Raw genomic sequence first — 25262 nt, 5'->3', positions numbered from 1 at the left:
CATCCGGACTGTGCATGTACGTGGGGACGCTGTCCTTCGACCTGCTCCTCGGCGACGTACGGTCGCTGAAGGAGAAGCGCTCCGTCGTCCGGCCGATCGTCGCCGAACTCCAGCGGAAATTCGCGGTGAGTGCGGCGGAGACCGGCAACCAGAACCTCCATCGCAGGGCCGAGATCGGCGTGGCGATGGTCTCCGGGGACATCGGGCACCTCACAGGGGTACTGGACCGGTGTGAGCGCCTCATCGCCGCCCGGCCCGAGGTGGAGCTGCTGTCCGTACGACGGCGCCTGCACACCGACGAAGAGTGAACGCAAGACGGAAGAGGAGACGGACCGGTGGCCGACAACGCGCGGGCCCGCAAGCTGGCCGATCGCATCCAGGTCGTGGTCGCGGAGACCCTGGACCGGCGAATCAAGGATCCGCGGCTGGGGTTCGTGACCGTCACGGACGCCCGCGTCACCGGCGACCTGCGGGAGGCCACGGTCTTCTACACGGTCTACGGTGACGAGGAGGAGCGCGCCGCGTCCGCGGCCGCGCTGGAGTCCGCCAAGGGCATCCTGCGCTCCGAGGTCGGCAGGCAGACCGGCGTCCGCTTCACGCCGACGCTGACGTTCGTCCCGGACGCCCTGCCCGACAACGCCCGCACCATCGAGGACCTCCTCGACAAGGCGCGCGCCAAGGACGCCGAGGTGCGCCAGGTGTCCACGGGCAAGACGTACGCCGGCGAGGCCGACCCGTACCGCAGGCCCGGCGAGGACGACGCCGAGGACGACGAGGACGGCGCCGGCGCCCGATGAGCAACGCAGCGAACGCCCTCCCGGCCGGTGCCGGGAGGGCCCCCCGGGGACGGCCTCGTCATCGTCGACAAGCCCTCGGGGTTCACCTCCCACGACGTGGTGGCCAAGATGCGGGGCATGGCCCGCACCCGCCGCGTCGGCCACGCCGGCACGCTCGACCCCATGGCCACCGGCGTCCTCGTCCTCGGCGTCGAGAGGGCCACCAAGCTCCTCGGCCACCTCGCGCTGACGGAGAAGGAGTACCTGGGCACCGTCCGGCTGGGCCAGAACACCGTCACCGACGACGCCGAGGGCGGGATCACCTCGTCGACCGACGCCTCCCGGGTGACCCGCGAGTCGGTCGACGCGGCCGTGGCCAGGCTGACCGGCGACATCATGCAGGTGCCGTCCAAGGTGAGCGCCATCAAGATCGACGGCAAGCGGTCCTATGCGCGCGTCAGGGGCGGCGAGGAGTTCGACCTCCCGGCCCGCCCGGTGACCGTCTCCCGGTTCACCGTGTACGACATGCGCGCCGCCGTCGCCGACGACGGCACCCCCGTCGTCGACCTGGTCGTCTCCGTCGTCTGCTCCTCCGGCACCTACGTCCGGGCCCTCGCCCGCGACGTCGGCGCCGACCTCGGCGTCGGCGGGCACCTCACCGCGCTGCGCCGCACCCGTGTCGGCCCGTACAAGCTCGACGCGGCACGCACCCTGGACCAGCTCCAGGAGCAGCTCACCGTCATGCCCATCGCGGAGGCCGCCGCCGCCGCGTTCCCCCGCTGGGACGTCGACGAGCGGCGCGCGAAGCTGCTCCTCAACGGCGTGCGCATCGACATGCCCCCCCACGGCGAGGGCCCCGTCGCCGTCTTCGGGCCCGGGGGCCGCTTCCTCGCGCTCGTCGAGGAGCGCGGCGGGAAGGCCAAGAGCGTCGCCGTCTTCGGCTGACCACCCGCCCCGGCGCCGGGCCGCACCGCGGAGCGGGCCGGTCGCCCGCGCCCGCTCCGCCACGCCCGCACCGGAATGCCTATTCACCCGCTCGGACGGGCGCTCGAAGCGAACCGGGGGACATTCGGGGGCGCGCCCGACGACCGCGTTTCCCGGCCCGATCAGCCCGGTCCTACGGTCGAGCCATGGGACGACAGGACCGGGCGACACCGGTGCGCATCTGTGACCGGACGGGCCGGACGAGAGGCGCCGGTTTCGTCGCCGACCACCTCGGCACGGTCGTGACCAGCCACGAAACCGTCGGCGACCTGGGACACATCGTCGTCCGGGCGCCCGACGGCAGCGGCTGCGAGGTGACCGCCGACGCCGTCACCGCCCTGCCCGCCGACGCCCTCGCCCTCGTCCGCACCGACGGGCTCGGCGTCCGCCCCCTCCCCATCGCCGACCGCCCCGCGCCCCCCGCGGGCGCCTACGTACACGTCCACGCCCACGGCTGGCGCGAGGCACGCGTCCTCGGCACCGCACGGGCCGCCCACCCCACCGCCGAGGGCCTCCACCCGGTCGGGGAGGCCCTCGAACTCGCCATCGGCACCGACGGCCGCGAAGCGCTGGAGCACGGAGGGGCCGCGGGCGGTCCCGTCCTGGACGCCGCCACCGGTGCCGTCCTCGCCGTCCTCGCCGGTTCCCTCCGCACCGACCACCGCGCCGCCGGGCTCGCCCTGCCCCTGGCCCGCGCCGCGGCCCGGGTCCCCGGCGGCCCCCTCGCCGCCCTGCTCCGCCGCAACGCCGCCACGGTCCCGGCCCACGGCGCGGACCTGAACCTCGCGGGCGCCCTCCGGCTCGCCCGGCTCACCCATCCCGCCGTCCACCCGGCCCGAACCGTCGCACGGCCCGCCGTCGCCCGCCTCCTCGACCTGTTCGCCGCCTCCGCGCCCGCCCCCGGCCGCCCCCTCGTCTGCGGGCTCGTCGGAGAACCGGGCAGCGGGCGCACCACCGTCCTGGCCGCCCTCGCCGACCGGCGCGCCGCGGGTACCGCTCCCGAGCCGGTCCTGTGGCTGCGCGGCGTCGACCTGCGGCGCGGCGACACCTCGCTCGGGGACGCCGTGGGCCGCGCGCTGGACCGGGCGCACCGGGCGGCCGCCGCGGCCGGTGAAACCCGGGGCGCCCGCCCGCAGGCCCGTGCCGAGGCCCCCGACGCGCCGGCCCGGCACGCCGCCAGGGTCGCCGGCGACGCGGGCCGGCCGCTGCTGGTCCTGCTCGACGGGCCCGAGGAGGCTCCGCCCTCCTTCGCGGAGGGACTGCCCGGATGGACCTCCCGGACGGTGGACTGGCTCCGGCGGCACGGTGTCCGGCTCGCCCTCGCCTGCGGGCCCGCGTACTGGGAGGCGGCCGGAGCCCTGTACCCGCCGGACGTGCTGTACGGGGACGGGGCGCCCGCCGGGGGATCCCGCCCGCCGTGCGGGTCGGGGACCTGACCCGCGGGGAGGCCGAGGAGGCCCGCGTCCGGTACGGGCTCCCCGCCGGGGCCCTCGCGCCCGCGGACGCCCGCCACCCGCTGGCGCTGCGGCTCCTCGCGGACGTGCGGGCGGCGTTCCCCGGAGCCGTGCCGGCCCGCGCCGAACGGGCCGACGTGTTCGCCGCCCACCTGGAGCTGCTGTGCCTGCGCGCCGCCCACCGCGTCGCCGCCGGGCACCGGCCCGCGCAGCCGGGGGCACGGGTGCGGGAGCTCGCCGCCGAGGCCGCCGGCCGCGTGCACGAGGCGGCCCGGCGCTGCCTCGGCCCGGGCCACGGCGAACTGGACCGGGCCTCGTTCGAGGAGTTGTTCCCCCGGGACGCCGGCTGGGCGCCGGCGGTGCTCACGGAAGGACTGCTGGTCGCGGCGGGCGCGGGGTACCGCTTCGCGGACGAGGGGTTCGCGGAGTGGCTCCAGGCCGTCCACCTCGACGTGGACGCGGCGCTGGAGTCCCTGGTGCACGCCCGCGGCCCCGAGGCCCCGGGACCGGACCGCCTGCCCTGCACGCCCCCGGGGCGCGGTGCGGCCCCGCCGCCCGCAGCGGCCGCACCGGCCCCGGCCCTCCCCGCAGGCCGCCCGGCCCCCGCGGCCCTCCCGGCGGCGCCGGGCCCGGCGGGCCGGCCGGAGGGGCGCGCAGCCCCGTCCGGCGGGTCCACCGCGCCCCCGTACGGCCTTCCGGCCGCAGGCCGCACCCCGGCCCGGGACGCCGCACGCGGACGGTTCGCCCTGTCCGGGCGGGTCCCCGGGCCGGTCCCTTCGTCCGGAGGGGTTCCCGAAGGGTTCGCCACGCCCGGGCGGGTTCCCGACCTGTTCCCCCCGTCCGGAGGGGTTCCCGGGCGGTTCGCCCCGTCCGGGCCGGCTCTCGGGGCGGGGACGCCGCCCGGGCATCCGCCGCCGCCCGGTACCGCCGAGCCCCGCTCCGCGGAGGTGCCCACGTACCGGGCCGGCGTCGTGGTGCGGGCACTGCTGCTGGTGGAGCGGTACCGGGGCGCGGGGGAGCTCGCGCCCCGGCTGGAGCGGCTCGTCCACCGCGGGGGAGGGCCGGCCGACGCCGACCGGTGGGCGGACCGGCTGCTGCGCGGGACGCTGCAGGGCGTCCGGGACGCCCGGCCGTACGCGGGGGTCCTGCGGCTGCTGGCCGCGCGCCTCGCGGCACGGCCGGCCGCCGGGGACCGCGACGCGTACGGGGCGCCGTTCTGGGAGCGGCTGCGCCTCGGCGAGGACGAACGCCTGGACCTCCTGCGCCGCGTCCTCCCCGCGGACGCCCCGGGCCGCCCCGGCTGCCTGGAGGCGGTCGCCCGGCGTCTGGCGGCCGATCCGCGCGGGGTGCAGCCCCTGCTGTGCCGGTGGTTCACCGACGACCGGCCGCTCCCCGCCGGACCGGGCTCCCCCGCCCGGACCACCGTCGCCGACGCCGCCCGGGCGCTGCTCCACGCACACCGGGGCCTCGCCGCCGACGACCTGTGCGAAGCGCTGGTCACCACCGCCCACCCGCACGCCGACGGGCTCCTCGCCGTGCTGGTCCGCGACGAGCCCGCCGCTCTGTGCCGCGCCGTCGACCGCTGGGCGCACGACGACGCGCGTCCCGCCCGCCGCGTCGCCGCCGCCGCGTACGGGCCGCTCCTCGCCGCCCGCGTCACCGCCGACGCCGACCGCGGGGCCCTCCGGTACGCGGCCCTCGCCCTCCTCGCCCGCCCCGGCGACCACTCCCTGCACGGCGCGGCCCTCGCCGTCCTCGTGCACGACCCGCACGGCCGGGCCCGCCACCTGCGGCAGGCCCTCGCGGTGTTCCGCGCCGGCGACCGCGGTCTGCCGGCCCGGGCGCTGACGGCCGCGCTCACCACCCACCCCGAGCCGGTCCTCGCCGCCTTCCGCACCCGACTGCACGTCGGCGGCCCCGCCGCGGCCGCCGACGTCCTGGACGCCCTCGCCGACGTGCGCACCCCCGCGCTCGCCCGGCGCGCCGCCGCCCTCGTCCGGGGGTACGTCGACGGCCACCCCGGCGGTGCCGTGCACGCCGCCGCCCACGTCGACCGGCGCCTGGAGCAGGGCCCCGCCGCCCGCGCCGTCCTCCTCCCGCTCGTCACCGACCTGCTGCGGGGCCGCCCCGCCGAGGTGCGCGCCGCGCTGGCCCCGGTCCTCGCGGCGCCCGGCACGCCCGTGTCGAGGGCCCTGCGCGGCGAACTCCTCGACGCGCTCCTCGACCTGGAGCGGGGCGAACGGCCCGATCCCGCCGTGCCGGAGGCGCTGCTGGAGGCCGCCGCCCGCGGAGCGGCGGCACGCCCGGAGCCCCGCACCCGGGACCTGGTCCTGCGCAGCGCCGAACTGCTGGCCCGCACGCCGGAGGGCGCGGCACGCCTCGATCGGCGGCTGGCCGAGCTGGCCGGCGAGGTCCCCGGCTTCGCCGCGCTGCTGACCGGCCGGTCCGCCGAGGCCCCCCACCGGCGGGCGGCCCCCGCGGGTCCCGCGGCCCCCCGCGCGGCCGGACGGCCCGCCGAGCGGGGACCGCGGGGGCAGGATCCGCCCGTGACCGGGCGGGTACCGGCCGCCATGCCGGTGCGGGGCGGACTCCGCGGGCATGGCACCCTTAGACCTGCGTATCGGTCATGACGCACTGACACACACACGGGTTCGGGCGAGGAGCGGTCACAGTGCAGCGCTGGCGAGGCTTGGAGGAGATCCCCCAGGACTGGGGGCGCAGCGTCGTCACCATCGGTTCCTACGACGGCGTCCACCGCGGGCACCAGCTGATCATCGGCCGCACCGTGGAGCGCGCCCGCGAGTCGGGCGTCCCCGCCGTCGTCGTCACCTTCGACCCGCACCCCTCCGAGGTCGTCCGCCCCGGCAGCCACCCGCCGCTGCTCGCCCCGCACCACCGGCGGGCGGAGCTGATGGCGGAGCTGGGCGTCGACGCGGTGCTCGTCCTGCCGTTCACGACCGGGTTCTCGAAGCTGTCGCCCGCCGACTTCATCGTGAAGGTCCTCGTCGACAAGCTCCACGCGCGCCTGGTCGTCGAGGGCCCCAATTTCCGCTTCGGCCACCGTGCCGCCGGCGACGTCGGCTACCTGGCCGAGCTGGGCGCCACGTACGACTACGAGGTCGAGGTCGTCGACCTGTACGTCACCGGCGAGGCGGGCGGCGGGCACCCGTTCTCCTCGACGCTCACCCGGCGCCTGGTCGTCGAGGGGGACGTCGAGGGCGCCGCCGAGATTCTGGGCCGCCCGCACCGCGTCGAGGGCGTCGTCGTCCGCGGCGCTCAGCGCGGCCGCGAACTGGGCTATCCCACGGCGAACGTCGAGACCCTGCCGTACACGGCCGTCCCCGCCGACGGCGTCTACGCCGGCTGGCTGACCGCGAACGGCGAGAGGATGCCCGCGGCGATCTCCGTCGGCACCAATCCGCAGTTCGACGGGACGGAGCGGACCGTCGAGGCGTACGCCATCGACCGCGTCGGCCTCGACCTGTACGGGTTGCACGTGGCCGTCGACTTCCTCGCCCACGTGCGGGGCCAGAGGAAGTTCGACTCGGTCCAGGCGTTGCTGAAGGCCATCGCGGACGACGTGGAGCGCTGCCGCGAACTGACCGGGCGGTACGACGCGCGATAGGGCGGTACGGCGCGCGACGGGAGAGCACGGCGCGCGACGGGCGCACCGATGAGGACCCGCACCGTGGAGACGGTGCGGGTCCTCTCCCGTTTCCCGCCGCGCCGTTACTCCGGGGCCGGGCCCGGGGCCTGCGGGGGCTGCTGCGGCCAGGCGGGGGCCGGGGTGGGCGCTTCCGGGTCGCCGTACTGCCGGCCGCCCGGCTGGGGCGGCTGCCCGGGCTGCCCCGCCGGGGGCTGCTGGGGCCAGCCCTGAGGGGGCACCCCGGGCCGGGCGGACTGGCCCGGGTCCTGCGGCGGTTGCCCGTACGGCTGCCCGGGCGAGGCCTGCCCCGGCACGGGGGCTGTCCGCCGTAGGGGGGCTGGGCGGCGTACGGCTGGCCGGGGGCGGGCTGCCCGGGAACCGGCTGGCCCGGCATCGGCGGTGCCATCTGCGGCGGCATGCCGCTGTGCCCGCCACCGGTCCACAACCCCTGCGCCTGCTGCGCGCGGGTGAAGTCCTCGGCGACCAGCGCGGCGAGGTTGAAGTACGCCTCTCGCGTCTTCGGCCGCATCATGTCGAGGTCGACCTCGGCGCCCGCCGCCAGGTGCTCGTCGAACGGCACCACGACGACGCCCCGGCAGCGCGTCTCGAAGTGCTGGACGATGTCCTCCACCTTGATCATCTTGCCGGTCTCGCGGACGCCCGAGATGACGGTCAGGGAGCGCTGCACCAGCTCGGCGTACCCGTGCGCGGAGAGCCAGTCCAGCGTCGTGGACGCGCTGGAAGCACCGTCGACGGACGGTGTCGAGATGATGATCAGCTGGTCGGCGAGGTCGAGCACGCCGCGCATGGCGCTGTAGAGGAGGCCCGTGCCGGAGTCGGTGAGGATCACGGGGTACTGGCGGCCGAGCACGTCGATCGCCCGCCGGTAGTCGGCGTCGTTGAACGTCGTGGAGACGGCCGGGTCCACGTCGTTGGCGATGATCTCCAGTCCGGAGGGCGCCTGCGAGGTGAACCGGCGGATGTCCATGTACGAGTTGAGGTACGGGATCGCCTGGACCAGGTCGCGGATGGTCGCCCCGGTCTCGCGCCGCACGCGGCGGCCGAGCGTGCCGGCGTCCGGGTTCGCGTCGATGGCGAGGATCTTGTCCTGCCGCTCGCTGGCGAGGGTGGAGCCGAGGGCGGTCGTCGTCGTGGTCTTGCCGACGCCGCCCTTGAGGGAGATGACGGCGATGCGGTAGCACGACAGGACCGGCGTGCGGATCAGTTCGAGCTTGCGCTGCCGCTCCGCCTCCTCCTTCTTGCCGCCGAGCTTGAAACGGGAGCCGGGGGAGGGGTTGCGGCTGCTCTTGGGCTTCTGCTTGGTGTTGCGGAGCAACCGGTCCGAGGACAGTTCGACCGCCGCCGTGTAACCGAGCGGGGCGCCCGGAACGGACGCCTGCCGCTGGTCGTGCGCCACCGGGGAGGGCCAGGCGGCACCGGTGCGGGGGTCGACGGCGGGGGCGGGGGAGGGGTCCTGCGCCTGGACTTGAGGATGAGCCTGGGCCTGGGGAGGGGGGAAGCCGTACCCGTCCTGCGGCGGGCCGGGCTGCTGCGGCCGACCGGGAGGGACCTGGGGCTGCGCGGGGTGGGCCTGCCCGCCGGGGAAGCCGTATCCGGCGTGGGGCTGTGCGGGGGCGGTGGGTTCGGGTGCCTGGTGGTCGTGCCGGGGGGTCCGTACGGGTTGTGGGGCGCCGGGGTGGGGGGCGTGGAGGGCGTGGAGGGCTGCGCGTGGGGGTGCGGGAAGCCGTATCCGGCGTGGGGTTGTGCGGGGGTGGTGGGTTCGGGTGCCTGGTGGTCGTGCCGGGGGGGCCGTACGGGTTGTGGGGCGCCGGGGTGGGGGGCGTGGAGGGCTGCGCGTGGGGGTGCGGGAAACCGTACCCGGCGTGCGGCTGCGCGGGGGCTTGCGGTTCAGCGAAGGGCGCCCCCGGCTGCTGCGGCACTCCGGCCGGAGGAGCGGCCCCCGGCCACGCGGGCGCCGCCGCCGGGGCGGGCGGAGCGGACTGGTCGACGCTGGGCGCCGGCGCGGGCCACTGCTGCGCCCCGGCCGGCGCGGCCGGCTGGAACGAGGGCGGCAGCGGCGGCAGAGCCGGCACGGCCGGTCCGCCGCCCTGAGCACCCTGCTGGGAGGGGTGCGGCGGCCACGGCTGCGCAACGGGCTCACCGGCCACCGGCGCGGCGTCCGGCACGGGCGCGGCGTCCGGCGCCGGACGGTCGCCGGAGGCCTGGCCGTCGCCCCCGTCCACCGGCTCGTCCCTCCGGCCGTCCTCCCCACCGTCACCGTCGCCGGCAGGGGTGCCGCCGGCGCCGGCGGCGGGGGTGCCGTCGGCCGGAACCTCGTCCGGGGCGTCCGCGCCGGTCCCGTCGGCCCGGTCTTCGCCGCCCGGCCCGTCGGCCGCCGCGCCGGCGACCGGTTCCCCCTCCCCGTCCGGGGCCGGGGCGCCCTCCGGTCCGTCGGTGCCCCCCGCCGTACCGCCGTCCCCGGCGCGCTTCTCGGCACCGGCGTCCGCTCCGGCCTCCGTACGCCTCGCGGTCTCGTCCATCTCCTGCTTCAGCTCGGCGGGCGAGAAGCGCATCGTGACCCCGCCCTCCGGGTCGCCGCCCCCGAACGGCTGCGCCGCGGGGGCGGGCACGTGCGCGGAGGGCGTTCCCGGCCCGGTCGCCGGAGGCGCCGCGGGCGGGACGGCGGGGGAGGCGGGCGGCGGCGTGGAGTCGGGCCGGAAGCCGCCGCTCTGCGGCAGGCCCGGAACGGCGATGGGCTGCCCGGTCGGCGGCGGGGGAGGCGGCGCCGCACCCGGCGCCGGGGACTCCGGGCCGCCGGCGTTCTGCGTGTACCAGGCGGGCGGGGTGTAGTCGATGGTGAACTCACCCGTCATCTCGGCGGCGTCCATGTCGGACGGATCGTCGGCGGGAGGAGTGTTCCATCCCCGGTGGATCTCGTCCCGATCGCCGTTCACTTTGCCTCCTGGTGTGGTCGAGCACCCTTGTGCCGTCGTGGGTGTGGGCGACCGTTCCTGTCGTCCGTGGCCCGGCTCCCCCGGCGTGCACCGCACGCCCGCGCGGGGTCATGGCCGGCCCTTCCCACCCTAATCGCCGACGGCACCCGGGTGTCAGGCCCGTCGGTCCACAAGGACGCCCCCGGGGCGACGGATCTCACCGCCGAGTGACGCGCCGGAAGCTCTACGTGAAGGTGAAGGGGGGCAAAGTTCCTCAGAAGCTCACGTATTGACGGGCGCTCACAATTCCGTGGGCCCGAACCTCCCGCCGGAGACGGATCCCGGACCGGGGCGGACCCCGGGCCGAGCGCCGCCGGCGGCCCCTCCACACGGAAGCGGGCCCCGCCCGCCCGGGGAGGTCCCGGGCGGGCGGGGCCCGTCGCCACCGCCGTACCGGCGGCTCACTTCAGGTCGAACTCCCCGTCGCGTGCGCCCAGGACGAACGCCCGCCACTCCGCCTCCGTGTAGCGCAGGACCGTGTCCGGGTCCAACGACGACCGCATGGCGACCGCGCCACCGGGCAGGTGGGCGATCTCGACGCGCTCCTCGTCGGGGCTGGTGCCCGGGGCGCCGTGCCACTCCACCCCGGAGATGTCGAGGGCGTACAACTCGTCCTTCTCCTGTGCGCTGCCCATCGCTCGAGTCCTTTCGGTAACGGCTGGAATGGACGTGCCCTCCCGGGGCCCGTCCGGTCGACCGCGACGGCGGCCGCGGTCCGCGTCGCCTCCCCGGCATCCTAGGGCCGTGCGCGCCGCGGGACCCGGGTCGCTTGACAAACCGCCCGGAACCCCCGACCGGCCCCCCGCCGCGACCTCAGTCCATCCGCCGGGCCGCACCCAGCAGCCCCGTCTCGGCGTCGGTGCCGGCCGTCATCACCCAGTGCCGCTCCCGCCCCGCGCACCACAGCGTCACGCCGTCCGCGAGCGTCGGCAGGGCCTCGTACTCGGCCCGAGCCAGCCCCAGGATCCGGCCGATCTGCTCCGCCTCCTGCGGGGACACCCGCTGCACCCCCACGAGCGTCGCGGCGCGCATCAGCCGGGGCGCGACCGGACTCAGGTACGGCAGCAGCGTCAGCACCGACTGCCACGGCGACGACACGACCCGGCCGCGCGGCGGCCGCATGCCGCAGTCCCGGACGACCACGACCGGACTGCCCACCGTGGCGCCCATCGGCGGCACCCGGCCCACGTCGTGCAGCGTGACGCATTCCAGGCCCGCGCCGGCCGCGTGCGCCAGCGCCGTCCAGGCCTGCGCCCGGCCGGTCTCGACCGCGACGCGGGCGCCCGTGCCCGCCGCGCGCAGCGCCAGCACCTGCGCCGTCCACAGACCGCCGATGAGCAGCACGTCGTACGGGGTGGAGCGGTGGAAGCCCACGATGCGGGGGTTGCCCTCCGCGTCGTCCCCGATGACCACGCCGTCGTCGCCCACCGGCAGGGACAGGGCGCCCAGGCCGTCCGCGGCGACGCTGTGGCCCGCGTGGCGCGGGCCGAACAGTCCGCGCGGGGCGCGGGCCGACCGTGTTCCGAGCATCACTGCGTCCCTCCCAGCGGCAGCGTCGCCAGCACACCGGGCAGCTGCTCCCGGTCCAGCCGCGCCAGACCGACCTTCGCCGACCGGGCGGCCTGCTCCAGCGCCCGCCGCACTCCGATGAGTTCGCTGTCCGAGCCGCCGGTTATCCGCACGTACCCGGCCACGTCCACGGCGTCCCGCCGCGAACCGCGCCGCATGGTGAGGCCGAACGTCGTCGCGTACGCGGGCGTCGCCGTCAGCAGCGACACCAGCCTCGCCAGGGGCGAGCCCCCGCCGCCCGCCAGGGCCGGCCAGCGGCCCACCGCGTACGTCGTGTGCCAGCGGTCGTCGCAGCGCCACACCCGCGCCGTCTCCACCGTCCGGCGCTGCGGCGTGGCGTCCGGGCGGTGCGCACGGGCGGCCAGCCGCGGACTCGCGCACGCCGCGGTCGCCATCGTGGAGTTCAGCTCCTCCTGGTCGAGCACGACGGCCTCGAAGCCGGCGCCGGTGATCCGGCTCGCCACGTGGTCCGCCGCGCGCACCAGGCACCGCTGGGCCCCCCCGACGCCTCCGCCGCGCGCCTCGATGGCCTCCCGGCAGCGCTCCGGGTCCAGCTTCAGCGCCACCCACGTCATCCGCAGCGCGGGCGCCCCGGTGCGCTGCTGCAGCGGCGCGTACGACAACCGGGCCACCGCCTGCTGCGGCAGGTGCGGCGCCGGCGCGGAACGCACCTGCTGCACCAGCTGCACCGACTCCAGCACGATGTCGTCGACCTCCAGCGCCCCGCCGAGCAGGGACAGCGGAAGCGTCCGCGCGCCGAACGCCGGCCTCGGCGCGGCACCGCTCGCCTCGACCCGCACGACCGCCGTCAGGAACGTGCCGTCGCCGAGCATGCCGACGGTGCGCCGCTTCCGGTCGACGTAGGGGAACGGCCGGAACCCCGGCAGCCCCTCCACGATCGGCGCCAGCGACGGGTCGACGTCCACGGCGGCGGGCGCGGCCGCCCGGCGGCGGGCGCGCAGGGCCAGTGCCGTCGACGACCAGTCCTGCACGGCCTGGCCGCGCCGCCGCGCCACCGCGAGCAGCACGAGCACCACGGCGAAGGACAGCGTCGGGATCAGCCACAGGCCCTGCAGCGCGACCCCGACCGCGGCCAGCGCCAGGGCCAGCTCGACCAGGACCAGCTGGCGCAGCTGGAAGGGCCCCACGCGGCCGACCCGCGACAACGGGCGCGGGGCGGGGGCGGCCCCGGACGCCGGGGCGGCGGCGGTCCCGGGGGTCGGGGCGGGACCGCGCCCTCCGGCCCGGTGCCCGTTGCCGCGTTGCCGGCGGGAACGGGCCGGGCGTCCCCCGCCGGACCGCCCCGTGCGCGCGCGCGTCGCCGTACCCATCGCCGCGATGCCCCCTCGTGTCCGTAAAAGCCGAATTCACACGGCCGTTGACCGGGCGATCACCCTACCTGAGCAGAGAGGCCCGGCCGCCAACAGGCATAGTAGGGGGGCGGTTACGACGGCCGGCGTCCCGGACACCAGGGGACACGGCTGCCCAGCGGGGAGAGGGACAGCGGATACATGGCATCGCGTCGGGACGAACTCAACGCCTACACCTTCGCGAAACGGAGACTCGTCGCCCAATTCGTCCAGCCCAACTCCACCGGCTCCGAGGAGGGCGCCCCCCGTCCGCTGCGCGCGGTGCTGCCCGGGGTCATCGTGGGCGTCGTGGTGCTCGCCGTGTCCGGCGCCTGGGGGATGTTCCGCCCGGTCGCCCCGAAGAACTGGGACGCGCACGGCGAGAACGTCATCATCGCCAGCAAGTCGACGACGCGCTACGTCGTCCTGAAGACCGGCAGCACGAAGCAGCTCCACCCGGTCCTCAACATGGCCTCCGCGAAGCTCCTCCTCGACCCCGACAAGGGGACGGTCATCAAGGTCGACGAGTCCGTGCTCGACAGCGGGAAGATCCGGCACGGCGCCACCCTCGGCATCCCGTACGCGCCCGACCGCCTCCCCGACGCCAAGGAGGCGGGCGCCGCCAAGCGCTGGGCCGTGTGCGAGCGCCCCGTCGAGGGCGGCCGCGCCATCCAGAAGGCGGCGTTCGTCCTCGCCGACCGCGAGAAGGACAAGACCGAGGGCGCGAACCGGCTGGGCGGCGGCGACCTCCTGTACGTCGAGGGCCCCGCCCCCGACCGCACCCGCTACGTCGTGGACGCCGGCGGCACCGCGTACCCGGTCGAGAAGAACGAACTGCTGCTGCGCCAGCTCGTCGGCCAGGGCCGCACCCCGCAGCGCGTCTCCGCCGGCTGGCTGGAGACCCTCCACAAGGGCGACGAGATCACCTTCCCCACCGTCGACGGCGAGCCGGGCTCCCCCGCCGGCGTCCCCGGACTGGACTCCGGCGTCAACAAGGTCGGCATGGTTCTCACCGCCACCGACGGCACCAGGAAGCAGCAGTACGTCGTCCTGCGGGGCAGGGTCGCCCCCGTCTCCGACTTCACCGCCAAACTGCTGCTCAACAGCCGTGAGCTGATCCGACTCGGCCAGAACGGCCAGGCCACCTCCGTCAGCGCCGCCGCCTTCCGGCCGGGCGAGGCGTTCGGCCGCGACAAGAAGTGGCCGCAGCACGCCCCGAGGCCCGTCAACTCCGCGAACACCGGCGAGGGCAGCCGCAACACCGTCTGCAACGTGCTGCGCGAGGTCGACGAGGACGACGGCTCCACCACCCTCAGCACCTGGGCCGGCGAGGACTTCCCGGCGCCGCTGCCCACCGGTTCCAGCAGCGCGTACGTCACCCCCGGCACCGGCCTCCTCTTCCGCCAGTTCACCGGCTCGCGCACCGACGCCGGCTTCCTGTTCCTCGTCACCGACACCGGTCTGCGGTACGCGATGCAGTCCAACGGCGACAACCCGGCCGACGACTCCGGCATCGGCTCCTCCGGCTCCGCGGAGGAGAAGAAGGCGCGCCTCCTGGAGGCGCAGCAGGCCCAGAACAGGCTCGGCTACAAGGACGTGGACCCGCGACCCGTACCGGCCGCCTGGTCGGCGTTCCTGCCGACCGGCCCGCGCCTGTCGACGGCCGCGGCCCGGCAGCCGCAGGGCTCGTGAGGCGGAGGCGTACACGATGCAGTCCACGAACAGGCGGCGCGTGAACCGGAGGCGGGCGGCGGCCCTGGCGGCGGCGTTCCTCGGGGTCGCCCTGCCCGCCCCGCCGGCCGCGGCGGAGGCCCCCGGCCAGTGCACCTACCCCAGCAAGCCCTACGAGGGCCGCCCCTGGGCCCTCCAGCGGGTCCTGCTCGACGAGCTCTGGAAGCAGTCCACCGGCAAGGGCGTCCGCGTCGCTGTCATCGACACCGGCGTCGACGTCAGGCACCCGCAGTTGAAGTCGGCCGTCGACGTGGGGAGCGGGATCAACCTCATCCCGAAGGACGCCGAGGACGAGCACGGCAACAAGGTCGAGCGCGGCAAGGAGGACGGCACCACCGACACGGTCGGCCACGGCACCAAGGTCGCCGGCATCATCGCCGCACGCCCCATGAAGGGCACCGGCTTCGTCGGCCTCGCCCCGGACGCCACGATCATCCCCATCCAGCAGAACGACGCGGACGGCAACGGCACGGCCGGAACGCTGGCGGCGGCCATCCTGCACGCCATCGACGAGAAGGCCCACGTCATCAACATCTCCCAGGACACGGCGAACGCCGTCGAGCCGACCCCGCTGCTGAAGGAGGCCGTCCAGAAGGCCCTGGACGCGAAGATCGTGGTCGTCGCCTCCGCGGGCAACGACGGCATCGACGGCAACGTGAAACCGACGTACCCCGCCTCGTACGAGGGCGTCCTCGCCGTCGCCGCCTCCGACCGCAACAACGAACGCGCCGCCTTCTCCCAGTCCGGCGACTTCGTCGGCGTCGCCGCACCCGGTGTGGACATGATCACCACGGTGCCGGGCGGCGGCCACTGCGCCGACAACGGCACCAGTTTCTCCGCCCCCTACGTCGCCGGGATCGCCGCCCTCATCAGGGCCAAGCACAAGGACTGGACGCCCAAGCAGATCGTCGCCCAGATCCAGCAGACCGCCGAGCGTTCGATCGCCGGTCACGACCGGCTCGTGGGGTGGGGCGTCGTGGACCCGGTCCGGGCGCTGACGGAGGACGACCGACCCGTCGAGGCCCCGGTCGCCCGCGAGGGCGTCGTCAACGCGGAGCCGCCGACACCGGCCGAGCTCCACCTGGGCGAGACGCCCGAGCAGCGCGACGCCCGCCTCGCGACGTACGTCGTCGTGGGCGGCGGCGTCCTCGTCGCCGCCATCACCGGCACCGCGATCGCCCTCCGCGACGCCCGCCGCCGGAGCCGTACGGCGGCGCGCCCCGCGAGCGGATGACGGGCGTGCGCGGCCGCACGCAACCGAAGGGCCCCCTCCGCCGCCGGGGAAGGCGCCCGACGGGTAAGGCACTTGGGGCTGTCGGAGGCACTGGATAGAGTGGCGGACGTGCGATCGGTGGATGACCCAATGACCTGATCGCAATGCAGGGCCGCTGGAACAACGGGGAACGGGGAGGGACAAGGGCCATGGGCGACCTTGAGCGCGGTGCAGGCGCGCTACGGAATTTCCAGACCAGGATCGACGCACTGCTGACGGAATTCGAGAGCAGCCCCGGCGGCAGCAAGAAGGTCGCCGAGCACACCGTCGAGCGCGGTGCCTTCAGCGGCACCGGCCTGCCCTTCGCGGAAGCGGACGGCTTCTTCAAGCAGTACGCCCGCGTCCACAAGGAACTGGTGTCGCTCTCCAAGCTCCTGGCCGACCAGATGGAGCTCCTGCGCCTCGGCGTCCGAGCCGCCGACGTCGGCTTCGACAACGTCGACGAGGACACGCGCCAGCGCTTCCACGCCATCGACGACCGTCTGAAGGCGGCGGCGAAGGAGCGCGAGAAGGACGACGAGAAGGCGGACAGGCCGGACCAGCCGCGTACGGACAGGCCGGACCAGCCGCGTACGGACAGGCCGGACGTCTCGAAGGACATGGGGTAACGCCGATGGGAACCGAGAAGAACCTCGCCCCCGAGCAGGTGCAGAGCCAGGAGGCGGCGAAGATCCAGACGGTGTTCGCCGCCACGGACCGGTGGGAGCGCCTCACGGCGCAGCTCGACCCCAGCGGTTTTTGCACCAGAGGTCCCGGTGGCCTCTTCGGCAAGACGAACTTCGAGAACGCCCCGCTCAACGCCATGCTGGACCTCCTCGAAGCGGCCAATCCGTCCGACCTGGAGGCCGCCGGCACGGCCCTGGAGGCCGCCCGCAAGGCCCTCAACGACGCGGCGCGCGACCTGAAGAAGGACGCCGCGGCGGTGGAGCTGAAGGGCGAGGCGGGTACGGAGTTCCAGCGCTTCGCCTCCGACCTCGTCGCGTACACGTACAACCTGGCGGGCTTCGCCAACGTGGTGGGCGCGCAGATGAAGGTCGCCAGCACGGGCCTGGCCTCGGTGCGCAGCGCGCGCCCGCCCCGCGACACCCGCCCCGACCCGAAGAAGCCCACGGACTTCCCCCCGTCGGAGCGCACGGCGGACAACGAGGACTACCAGAAGGCCCTCAAGGCGGAGCGCGACCGCCAGGAGGCCATCAACCAGATGAACCGCCTGGCGTCGTTCTACGCGGTGTCGGAGTCGACGCTGGCCTCCCAGGAGCCGCCCAAGTTCCCGGAGCGCCTGAAGGTCCCGGTGCCGCTGCCCTCGTTGGGCTCCAACCGCAACGGATTGCCGCAGAGTACTGGACAGGCCACTATGGGCGCTGCGAAGAGCAGCGACTCGCAGGGGGGATATTCCCGGCCGGCGGAAAGCGGTGGGTTCACAGGCGGCACGAGTGCCAACGCGCTCGGCCCTACTCCGGGCCCGACGACGCTGGACCCGTCGATGCAGATCGACACCATCGCACCTCCGGCCCCGCCGGCGACGGCCCCGCCGGCGCCCTCACCCACGCCGACCACTCCCACGGCCACCGGAGGCCCCGTCACACCACCGCCCATGGTGCCGGGCATCCCGGGCACCGGGCGTGGTACGGGCGGTGGCCGAAACCCGGCCGTGCCTGCCGTTTCGCGTACCACCAAGCCCAGCACGAGCCAGTTCGGCCGACCCGGGTTTTCCGGGGTTCCGCAGGCGGGGCAGAGCGGCACCGGTCAGGGACGCACCGCCGGACCCGGCCAAGCGAGCCAGGTCGGCCGTCCCGGTGCGCCCGGCGCTTCCGGCACCCCCGCCGCCGGGCGTCAGGGAGTGATCGGCGGCCAGAACCCGAACAACACGGTCGGCCGACCCGGCGCCCCGGGCACCTCGGGCGCCGGCCGCACGGGGAGCGCCGCGCCCGTCACCGGGCGGCCGAGCGGGGGCATCGTCGGCGGTACGCCACAGCAGCGTGTGGCCACGGGCGGCGCCGGTGGTCCCCGCATCCCCACGGGCACGGTCATCGGCGGCCAGGGTGCGGCACAAGGCCGTCCGTCGGCGGCGCGCCCCGCCACGGGCGGTGTCATCGGCGCCAACCCGGGTGCGGCTGCCCGCTCCACGGGCCGGGGCACGCCGAGCGTGAACGGCGTCGTGGGTACCCCGCGCTCACAACGGGACAAGGACCAGAAGGACAAGGGGCACTCCGGTTCCGAGCGCCCCGACTTCCTCGTGGAAGACGAAGAGACATGGGCGGCCCGGCGGCGCGGCGCCGTTCCCCCAGTGATCGACTGAGTACAGGAAAGGTGCAGGGAGCCAGGATGACAACAGGAACGGCGCGTCGGCTGAGGCGACGGGTCACATGCGCGGTTGCGCTCGTAAGCGCGTGGACCATCGGGTTCGTCGGCCTGGCTCCTGCCGCTGCAGCGGAGGACATCCGCGCCCAGCAGTGGTACCTGGACGCAATGCATGTCGACAAGATCTGGAAGAAGGCCACTGGAGAAGGCGTCAAAGTGGCTGTCATCGACTCCGGCGTCAACGCCTCCACCCCGTCGCTCAAGGGACAGGTCCTCAAGGGGCTCGACACAACCGGGGGTGACGGGAAGACCGACGACTACTCCGGTCACGGCACCACCATGGCCGAGCTGATCGCGGGCACCGGACGCGGCGGAGGCATCCAGGGACTTGCTCCAAAGTCCAAGATCATCCCCTTCCGCATTGCCCTCGACGGCATCAGCCGACGAAAAAACAGCTGGCACGTTGAAGACGCCATGCAGGCTGCCGCTGAGAGCGATGCAAAGATCATCAGCATGTCCTTCGGCGTCTTCGGCGAGACCGAGCGCATGAGGGAGGCTGCAGCCTACGCCCAGAAGAGGGGCAAGCTCCTGTTCGCCTCGGCCGGCAACACCGGAGATGAGGACAACAAGAGCCAGTATCCCGCGGGGCTGCCCGAAACCGTGGGGGTCGCGGCCACCGATTCCGAAGGCCGGGTCGGCAAGTACTCCACCCATGGCGAAATGGTGGACATCTCGGCTCCGGGCAGCGACATCCCGTACTGGTGCGACGCGACGTTCACCCGTTACTGCGACGGAGCGGACGGCACCAGCGCCGCCACCGCCATCGCCTCCGCCACCGCCGCCCTCATCTGGTCCCTGCACCCGGAGTGGACCGCGAACCAGGTCCTGCGCGTCATGCTCGAAAGCGCGGGCAAGGGCGAGGGCTGGAAGCCCGGCACGGTCAGCAACTACGTGGGCCATGGTGTCGTCCGCCCCGGAGCCCACATCAACCGCGGTCTGGGCAAGCCCGGCGACCCCAACATCAACCCGCTGACGAACGAGAACACGACGGGCGCCAAGGGCGGTTCGTCCGCATCACCCGCCTCGCCCGCTGCGTCTGCACCAGCTTCGTCACAAGCCCCGCAGGGCCGGCCCACGCCCGGTCAGACCGTGGCAGGCTCCGGCGGGGGAGCCGGGGACGGGAGCTCCCTCGGCCTCATTCTTGGCGGCGCCGCAGCCGCGGTCGTCGTCGCGGGAGGCATCTTCTTCGTACGCAAGCGCCGTACGGCATAGCGGCAGGAACAAGCCGCCCGCACCCGACGGTGGCGATCCGACCCACCGGAACCTCCAGAGAGGAAGCACATCGCATGGCAGTCCAGAAGGTCAATGGCGTTGCCCTCACGAAGTTGCAGCAGGAGCTGACCTCCCAGTTCGACGACGTGAAGAGCCAGCTGTCCGTCCTGCAGGGGACGATCGACAGCCTGGAGGGCCGCTGGGCCGGTATCGGTGCCGGTGCGTTCAACGTGAAGCAGAACGCGATCAACCAGAACATGGTCGGCATCGGCAAGCTCCTGCTGAAGTTCCAGGAGGCCATCGAGGCGGCCCGCACCATCGCCGGCAACACGGACACCGAGGTGGAGGCCGCCCTCCGAGGCGTCGACGTGGCGGAGGGCTACTCGGGCGACTCCTCGACCGAGGCCCGTACGTCGAACCTCAGCAAGTACTGACCTTTCCCGGCCGTGCACCGCTCTCGGCCGGCACACGACAGCACGACCCGGTTGGAGGACCGATGACGCAGAACGACGGCACGATGATCGTTACTTACTCGAGCCTGCAGGAGGCGGCGGGCAACATCGAGAAGCAGGCCGAACGGCTGAACACCAGCCTGGAGGCCATCCAGGCGAAGATCGCGTCGATCTCCGACCTCTGGGAGGGCGAGGCGCGCGAGGCGTACAAGACCGCGCAGACCGACTGGGACCGCAGGGCGATGGAGATCCACAAGGCGCTGAACCAGATCGCCCGGGCGGTCCGCGAGGCCGCTCCCGCCTACCAGCAGGGCGACAAGAAGGCCGCGTCGAACTTCATGTAAGCGACGACACCGGCCAACACCGGAAGAGGGGCGGACACGCGCGGGAGGTGTCCGCCCCTTCTCCTTTTCCAGGAAATGGATCGGCCGTGTCCCCCGGTTGGCAAGATGACGGAGACCTTGCTCCGCGGGGTCAGGTACTGAACTTGGTTGAGTGATGTCGGAGCTGTTCGCCTGACGGCGGCGGGTCCGCTCCGGTAGCTCTGGATCGTGAGATACGCGCAGAGTGGCGGGTTGACCGACGCAGGGAGGCCCGCGCGGGAGCGGATCCGGCTGCAGGCCGTGGAGCGTTTCGCGGGTGGGCAGGGGAACGGGGAGATCGCTGCCGCGCTGCGGGTGACGGAGCGGTCGGCGGAGCGGTGGCGTCGCCAGTGGCGTGAGCGTGGTGAAGCGGGGGTTGTGTCGAAGGGATCGCCGGGGCGGCCGAGGCTCAGCGGCGCGCAGATCGCGAGGCTGGAACGGGAACTGGAACGTGGGCCGCTGGCCCACGGTTGGATCGATCAGCGCTGGACACGAGCGTGGATCAAGACGCTGATCGGCCGGCTGTTTCACACGTGAGCTACACGATGGAGGGCACGTGGCTGCTGCTGAAACGGTATGGATCGTCCGGGCTCCGTCTCCAGCTCGGCGGACCGATCGTGCTCGTCTGGGACAACGCCCGCATCCACCTCGTCCCGCCGCTGAAGGCGTTCTTCGAGGCCAGCGGGGACTGGCTGGCCGTCTTCCGACTGCCTACCTACGCATCTGACCTCACTCCCCGAGAGAGGGTCTGGTCGCTGGTCAAACGCAACCTCAAGCAGACCCAATACCGTCCGCACCTGATCGACGGCTGCCTCGCCGGTACAGACTTGATCATGAACGGCTGACCGGCATCACGAATTCAAGTTGAGTACGAGTAGTTCAGTCGCGATCACTCCAGGCTGAGAACACCAGGAGAACGCGCCTTCGCGCAGCTGAAGTCCTGGAGAATCCTTCGTCGGGCCAGATGCTCCACCGGCCGCATCGGCACCACCGTCCAAGCCGCCCACACACTGCTGACCTGCAGCTATTCAGAACGAAAAGGGTTCACTGCCGTGACAGTCTCTTCCCCCGCAGTCACCAAATCTTGTTGCGGCATGCGTCAGAAGTCGCCATAGCCTCGGTGTATGCCTTGATCAGGGACTTGATGTCACCTTCGCCCTTGGTTGCACCGGCTGCATAAATCCATGTGAAGAGGTCGCCCTTGACATCCTTGTCAATAAGGCTCGGATCAGCACACTCAACCAGGCCAGCGGCTCCAGTGGCAGAGTAGATATACCGCCTGTCGGGAGTGATCTTGTCACTTGGGTCAATTCCATGCATTCCCTTTGCGACATCGGTCAAGGGTGTCCCTTCCGCACGCCACTCAACGGCAGCAGCGAAGGCCTCTTTGCCGTCGACACTCAGATAGCAGAATTTCGACCCCATCCCTACTTTTTCCTTTTTAGAAATTTCCTTACCGTTTGGCAGGATGGATCCCAGCAGGTCCTTAGGGATATTGGCCCCACATAGAGTTTCGGGAATCTCATATTCCCGGGCGTCAGGAGAAGAGCAGGAGGCCAAGGCGAGTGAGACGAAAGCGAGACAGGCCGCGCTCATGGCAGGGGTCATATCGGGGAAAAAATTTTTGAGACTCATGGCATCCTTTATTTGGGATCATGCCGTTGTTTCTTGCCCTGTGATCACCCAGGAACGGTCTGAAGGTCCTTTGCCATGCGGTCAGCGGCTGTTGAGGCATTATCGAGACCTTCTTTGCAGCCCTCCCGGGCCCACTCTTCCACCTGAGGAGCGTAAGACGCTCGGTGCGCCTGCGCGGCATATCTGGCGGCCTCACTGCTGAGTTTGACCGATTTTTCTCCGCTGTCGTTCCAAAGCTGAGCGACTTCATGCCCCCGTTTGCCGAGAGCTTCCCCCTTGGCATCCTGGAACAGCTGCTCAATAATTACGCCGCTTACAGTGTTTGCGGCGCCGCCGACTGCTGCTCCTACCACAGGGCTTGCGATGAAGGAAGCGCCTACACCGATCCCGAGGCCTAGGATTCCCGTGACTGCGCTTTTCCTCTTGTTTACCGCGTTCGCGTAATCCTCATCGGCTTGTTTAGCCTCCCCCAGCACTCCTTCCTGCCTCCCGATGGCCAATGTTCCGCTAACCTCTCCTGACTGCTTGCTGATCTCCAAAATGGTCTTTTCCATGTCGTGTGGATAGCGTTTGTCCCTGGGGAGGCCCGGGTCCATGTGGTAGTCCAAGAGATTCGCCATGTATGCTTTTTGGTTCACTTCCACGGCTGCATAACCCTCGGGGTTCTGACCAAGGATGAGCAGAAGACGGGTAACGTCCGCATGGTTGAGGTCGGCCGTTGCCCCCGCGACGGGGAAGAGTCGCATGATGCTTTCATTCTTGGCGCCGGCATCCGTCATGGACCTGTTGATGTCCGGTAGGTACTCCGACGTGATCTGCCCGATGCTGTCGGACATGTAGCCACGGTCCTTGAGGAGTTCCGGTTTCTCGCCGATGGCTGCGACCAGGCTCTCCATGAGCCGGGCCTGTGCCGCGGTGTGCGGGGGAGAGGCGTCGCTCGGAAGCTGACCCGCCGGGTGGCCGGTCGTGGCGGCCTCCAGGGCCATCGCCAGGTAGTTGTGGCCCGCGATGCTCTCCTCGCCCTTGCCATCCATGTTCTGCGGCCACTTCCGCTCTTCGAAGAGGTAGTCGAAGTTGGACAGCTCCGCCTTCTCGTCTTTTTTCCCATCGTTCATGAACTCGTGGTCGTCGTCCTTGGTCAGGAAAGAGCTGTTGAAGAAGTCCGTCGCCGCTCCCGGGTTGTTGGACAGCGCGCGCAGGAAGCCCACCAGAGGGTCGGAGCCGGAGTCCGTGCCGGTACGGTTCAGGAGAGGATCGGCACCCAGACGTGACCAGAGGGGAGAAGCGTGGCGGCCGTTGTCACTGGACTCCTTCTCCCTCTGCATCAGCGCGGAGCCGTAGTCCTTCAGGAAGCCGTCCTCGAAGTTCCCCCAGCGCATCAGGTTGCTCATCACCTGGAAGCCCAGCTGTGCGCTGTTCTTGTGGACGGGTTGGCCGCCGAGGTCGACCATCTCCCCGCGCCAGCGCACCATCTCCGGAGTGTCGGCCTGCGTCGCCGTGGCGAGCGTCAGGCTCAGGTGTTTCTGCAGGTCGTCGAGCTGGTCGAGTCGGGCGTGTCCGACATCTCCGTTGACGGCCGGGTTGTTGATCCCCGCCCAGAAGCGCAGCGTGCCGCCGGCGCCCAGTTTCTCGGCGAAGCGCTCCGCGAACAGTTCGTCGCCCGAGTGCTTCCTGAGCCCCGCGTTCAGCGCGTCGAAGTCTTCGACGGTGAAGTCGGCGGGGTCCTTGCCCGCCAGCTTCGCCAGGCGTTCCGCGTCCCGCAACGCCGCGGCGGCCGAGTCGCGATCCTTGTACCTGGCGCCTGAGAAGCCGTGGTCCGTCAGGTCGACGAGGGCCCTCAGTACCTTCGCCGCCGAGTCGTCGATCTCCGTCGCCTTGTCCAGGATCCGCTGCAGTTCGTCACGCAGCGCCGTGGCGTCCTTGTCGGCGCCTGCGGACGCGGAGCCCGGACTCGGGGTGACGGTGAAGCCGCTCCCTGACACCCGGACCGTGAGGTCCTTTCCCCGGCCGCGTTCGACGGCCTCCTTCAACAGCTTTTGCTGGGTCTTCAGTTCGTCCCGGGCGTCCCGCAGGATGTTCCGGATCGATGCGGCCTGTGTATGGGCGTCGGCGAACTCCCCGGCCGTCTTGCCGACGAACGCACGAGACACGGTGGCGTTGTAGCCGGTCCAGTCGGCCTTGGCCGCCTTGCCCTGAAGTCCTCCCCGGGCGTCTTTCTCCAACTGTCCGAGTCTTCTGACCATGCTCGACCAGTCCGTGACCGTACCGTCGAACTGCGCGAAATTGGCCGAGTGGAGTGCTTCGAAATCCATGGTGGCTCAGCCTCAGCCCTTCTTCTTCGGGGGGCCGTACACCGCGTTGCTCTTGCCGGGCGGGGCGTACTGTTCGTCGAAACCGGCGTCCAGGGTGTGAATGCTGCTCACACGGCGCTTGATGTGGTGTTCGTCGCCCTGGTGCGCGTTCTTCGTGAAGTCCATGTGATTGGAGATGAGCGCACAGGCGTCCATCAGCGAGTTCAGCTGCTTCTCCCAGCGCGTCGAAACGTGCTTCAGCGCGCCGCCCAGAGCGAATCCCTGCGTCGACAGGCTGGTTCCCGCGTCGTCCGTGCTGGCGACGCGAGCCTCCTTCCATAACCGGGTGTACAGCTTGAACGCCTCGTCGCCGATCGCGGCCAGATCCGCCTGGGTCACCCGCAGGACACCGTTCGGTCCCCCCGAGTTCGGAGTGTCCTCCGGCGGCAGCCCGTTCAACCGCATACGGTCCGCCCCTCTGCCGGCTGCCTCGGCCTTCAGCTGTTCCCACTCGTCCCAGGCCATGTACGGGCCTCCCCCGTCCTCGCGCCGTGCGCCACCGGTGATGCGCGGTTCACGCTAGGACGCGACGCACGAGAACCTCAAGCCGACCGGTAACTCCGAAGTGTCCCAGCCCTGTTGAGTCCGAGAAGTGTCGGTTTTCCCGGCGGGCGTCTGCGAGAGCCGGCCGGGACGCGACCGCCCGGACCTCCTTCCCCGGCCTCTGGGAGGGCGAGGCGTACGAGACCGCGCAGACCGCCTGGGACCGCAGGACGGTGGAGGCCCACAAGGCGTCGAACCAGGTCCGCGCGTGCGGTCCGCGAGGCCGCTCCCGCCCACCGGCAGGGCGACAAGAGAACCGCGTCGAACGGCATGTGCGCGGTGGCACCGGTCAGCACCGGAAAAAGGGGCGGACAACGCACGCGGGATGTGCCCCGTTGCGTTTCTCGCGGTCCTGCAAGAGGGCCGCTGGCCTCCGGGTCCGGCATGACTGTTGCCCCCTGTCGAACGGATGACCTGGGGGTGGTGCCACCGGGCTCGAGGAGTGCCGTCACGGACGCTGATGAGTCCGACGGCCGCCCGGCCTGGCGCAGTGCCCGACCGTGTCCGGTCCTCCCAGGCCGTGTACGGGCCTCCCCCGTCCTCACCCCGTGCGCCACCGGCGATGCGCGGT

General features: G+C 72.7%; 20 protein-coding genes and 5 pseudogenes. 17 read left to right on the top strand and 8 right to left on the bottom strand.

Features of this window, described 5'->3' with window-relative positions:
• The first annotated feature begins 14 nt into the window (after positions 1-14).
• From LUW75_RS04695 to LUW75_RS24895, 7 genes and pseudogenes are all read left to right on the top strand, one after another.
• On the top strand, positions 15-308 hold the full coding sequence (locus LUW75_RS04695) for a DUF503 domain-containing protein (RefSeq protein ID WP_250334504.1): 294 nt from the start codon (positions 15-17) through the stop codon (positions 306-308).
• Between the two features lie 27 nt (positions 309-335).
• Positions 336-797, top strand: a complete 462-nt coding sequence (gene rbfA, locus LUW75_RS04690; RefSeq protein ID WP_250334503.1) for a 30S ribosome-binding factor RbfA — start codon at positions 336-338, stop codon at positions 795-797.
• 27 nt (positions 798-824) lie between these two features.
• Positions 825-1721 carry a tRNA pseudouridine(55) synthase TruB gene (gene truB / locus LUW75_RS04685; RefSeq protein WP_250334502.1) on the top strand — a complete coding sequence of 299 codons (897 nt, stop codon included), beginning with the start codon at positions 825-827 and terminating at the stop codon, positions 1719-1721.
• Positions 1722-1906: 185 nt separating this feature from the next.
• Positions 1907-3196 (top strand): serine protease, encoded by a 1290-nt coding sequence (locus LUW75_RS04680; RefSeq protein WP_250334501.1) that lies wholly within the window; start codon positions 1907-1909, stop codon positions 3194-3196.
• A gap of 1232 nt (positions 3197-4428) precedes the next feature.
• Positions 4429-5844: pseudogene (locus LUW75_RS24900) on the top strand (serine protease); the annotation flags it as partial.
• A gap of 41 nt (positions 5845-5885) precedes the next feature.
• Entirely contained in the window at positions 5886-6839 is a 954-nt protein-coding gene (locus LUW75_RS04670) for a bifunctional riboflavin kinase/FAD synthetase (protein WP_250334499.1), read from the top strand.
• A 437-nt stretch (positions 6840-7276) separates the two neighbouring features.
• Entirely contained in the window at positions 7277-7678 is a 402-nt protein-coding gene (locus LUW75_RS24895) for a hypothetical protein (protein WP_250337792.1), read from the top strand.
• Here LUW75_RS24895 and LUW75_RS24890 read toward each other — a convergent pair.
• Positions 7678-8277, bottom strand: a pseudogene (locus LUW75_RS24890) (MinD/ParA family ATP-binding protein); the annotation flags it as partial. The gene LUW75_RS24895 and the pseudogene LUW75_RS24890 sit on opposite strands and share 1 nt — an antisense overlap.
• Positions 8278-9314: 1037 nt before the next feature.
• On the opposite strand from LUW75_RS24890, the gene LUW75_RS24885 reads away from it, so the two are divergent.
• Entirely contained in the window at positions 9315-9710 is a 396-nt protein-coding gene (locus LUW75_RS24885) for a hypothetical protein (RefSeq protein ID WP_250337791.1), read from the top strand.
• Between the two features lie 23 nt (positions 9711-9733).
• On the opposite strand, the pseudogene LUW75_RS24880 reads toward LUW75_RS24885, so the two are convergent.
• From LUW75_RS24880 to eccE, 4 genes and pseudogenes are all read right to left on the bottom strand, one after another.
• Positions 9734-9814: pseudogene (locus tag LUW75_RS24880) on the bottom strand (hypothetical protein); the annotation flags it as partial.
• 440 nt (positions 9815-10254) lie between these two features.
• Entirely contained in the window at positions 10255-10488 is a 234-nt protein-coding gene (locus tag LUW75_RS04645) for a DUF397 domain-containing protein (RefSeq protein WP_168437561.1), read from the bottom strand.
• Between the two features lie 178 nt (positions 10489-10666).
• Positions 10667-11383: a hypothetical protein gene (locus LUW75_RS04640; protein ID WP_250334498.1), complete on the bottom strand. Its 717-nt coding sequence runs from the start codon at positions 11381-11383 to the stop codon at positions 10667-10669.
• The gene (gene eccE / locus LUW75_RS04635; protein ID WP_250334497.1) at positions 11383-12753 is read right to left on the bottom strand and encodes a type VII secretion protein EccE; all 1371 of its coding nucleotides are present in this window, start codon (positions 12751-12753) and stop codon (positions 11383-11385) included. The genes LUW75_RS04640 and eccE overlap by 1 nt, the downstream gene beginning before the upstream one ends.
• Positions 12754-12933: 180 nt before the next feature.
• Between eccE and eccB the strand changes: the two genes are divergently transcribed.
• The 9 genes and pseudogenes from eccB to LUW75_RS04585 all read left to right on the top strand — a co-directional run.
• The gene (gene eccB, locus LUW75_RS04630) at positions 12934-14463 is read left to right on the top strand and encodes a type VII secretion protein EccB (RefSeq protein WP_250334496.1); all 1530 of its coding nucleotides are present in this window, start codon (positions 12934-12936) and stop codon (positions 14461-14463) included.
• 16 nt (positions 14464-14479) lie between these two features.
• Positions 14480-15736 (top strand): type VII secretion-associated serine protease mycosin, encoded by a 1257-nt coding sequence (mycP, locus tag LUW75_RS04625; protein ID WP_250334495.1) that lies wholly within the window; start codon positions 14480-14482, stop codon positions 15734-15736.
• Positions 15737-15924: 188 nt separating this feature from the next.
• Positions 15925-16383 carry a DUF677 domain-containing protein gene (locus tag LUW75_RS04620; RefSeq protein ID WP_250334494.1) on the top strand — a complete coding sequence of 153 codons (459 nt, stop codon included), beginning with the start codon at positions 15925-15927 and terminating at the stop codon, positions 16381-16383.
• Between the two features lie 5 nt (positions 16384-16388).
• Positions 16389-18074 (top strand): hypothetical protein, encoded by a 1686-nt coding sequence (locus LUW75_RS04615; RefSeq protein WP_250334493.1) that lies wholly within the window; start codon positions 16389-16391, stop codon positions 18072-18074.
• Between the two features lie 26 nt (positions 18075-18100).
• Positions 18101-19348, top strand: coding sequence for a S8 family peptidase (locus LUW75_RS04610; RefSeq protein WP_250337542.1), 1248 nt, complete (start codon positions 18101-18103; stop codon positions 19346-19348).
• 74 nt (positions 19349-19422) lie between these two features.
• Positions 19423-19782: a WXG100 family type VII secretion target gene (locus LUW75_RS04605; RefSeq protein ID WP_250334492.1), complete on the top strand. Its 360-nt coding sequence runs from the start codon at positions 19423-19425 to the stop codon at positions 19780-19782.
• A gap of 62 nt (positions 19783-19844) precedes the next feature.
• Positions 19845-20144 carry a WXG100 family type VII secretion target gene (locus tag LUW75_RS04600; RefSeq protein ID WP_250334491.1) on the top strand — a complete coding sequence of 100 codons (300 nt, stop codon included), beginning with the start codon at positions 19845-19847 and terminating at the stop codon, positions 20142-20144.
• A 207-nt stretch (positions 20145-20351) separates the two neighbouring features.
• A pseudogene (locus LUW75_RS24875) lies at positions 20352-21007 on the top strand (transposase).
• A 33-nt stretch (positions 21008-21040) separates the two neighbouring features.
• A pseudogene (locus LUW75_RS04585) lies at positions 21041-21193 on the top strand (IS5/IS1182 family transposase); the annotation flags it as partial.
• A 43-nt stretch (positions 21194-21236) separates the two neighbouring features.
• On the opposite strand, the gene LUW75_RS04580 reads toward LUW75_RS04585, so the two are convergent.
• From LUW75_RS04580 to LUW75_RS04570, 3 genes are read right to left on the bottom strand one after another with little or no spacing between them, the layout of a single operon-like run.
• Positions 21237-21797: a hypothetical protein gene (locus LUW75_RS04580; RefSeq protein ID WP_250334488.1), complete on the bottom strand. Its 561-nt coding sequence runs from the start codon at positions 21795-21797 to the stop codon at positions 21237-21239.
• A 44-nt stretch (positions 21798-21841) separates the two neighbouring features.
• Positions 21842-24109 carry a DUF6571 family protein gene (locus LUW75_RS04575; protein WP_250334487.1) on the bottom strand — a complete coding sequence of 756 codons (2268 nt, stop codon included), beginning with the start codon at positions 24107-24109 and terminating at the stop codon, positions 21842-21844.
• 12 nt (positions 24110-24121) lie between these two features.
• The gene (locus LUW75_RS04570; protein WP_349816395.1) at positions 24122-24487 is read right to left on the bottom strand and encodes a hypothetical protein; all 366 of its coding nucleotides are present in this window, start codon (positions 24485-24487) and stop codon (positions 24122-24124) included.
• Positions 24488-25262 lie beyond the last annotated feature (775 nt).

This window comes from Streptomyces sp. MRC013, assembly GCF_023614235.1.
GTDB lineage: Bacteria > Actinomycetota > Actinomycetes > Streptomycetales > Streptomycetaceae > Streptomyces.
Note: the sequence above shows the minus strand (reverse complement) of the source record. Positions and strands in the feature narration are given on the sequence as shown.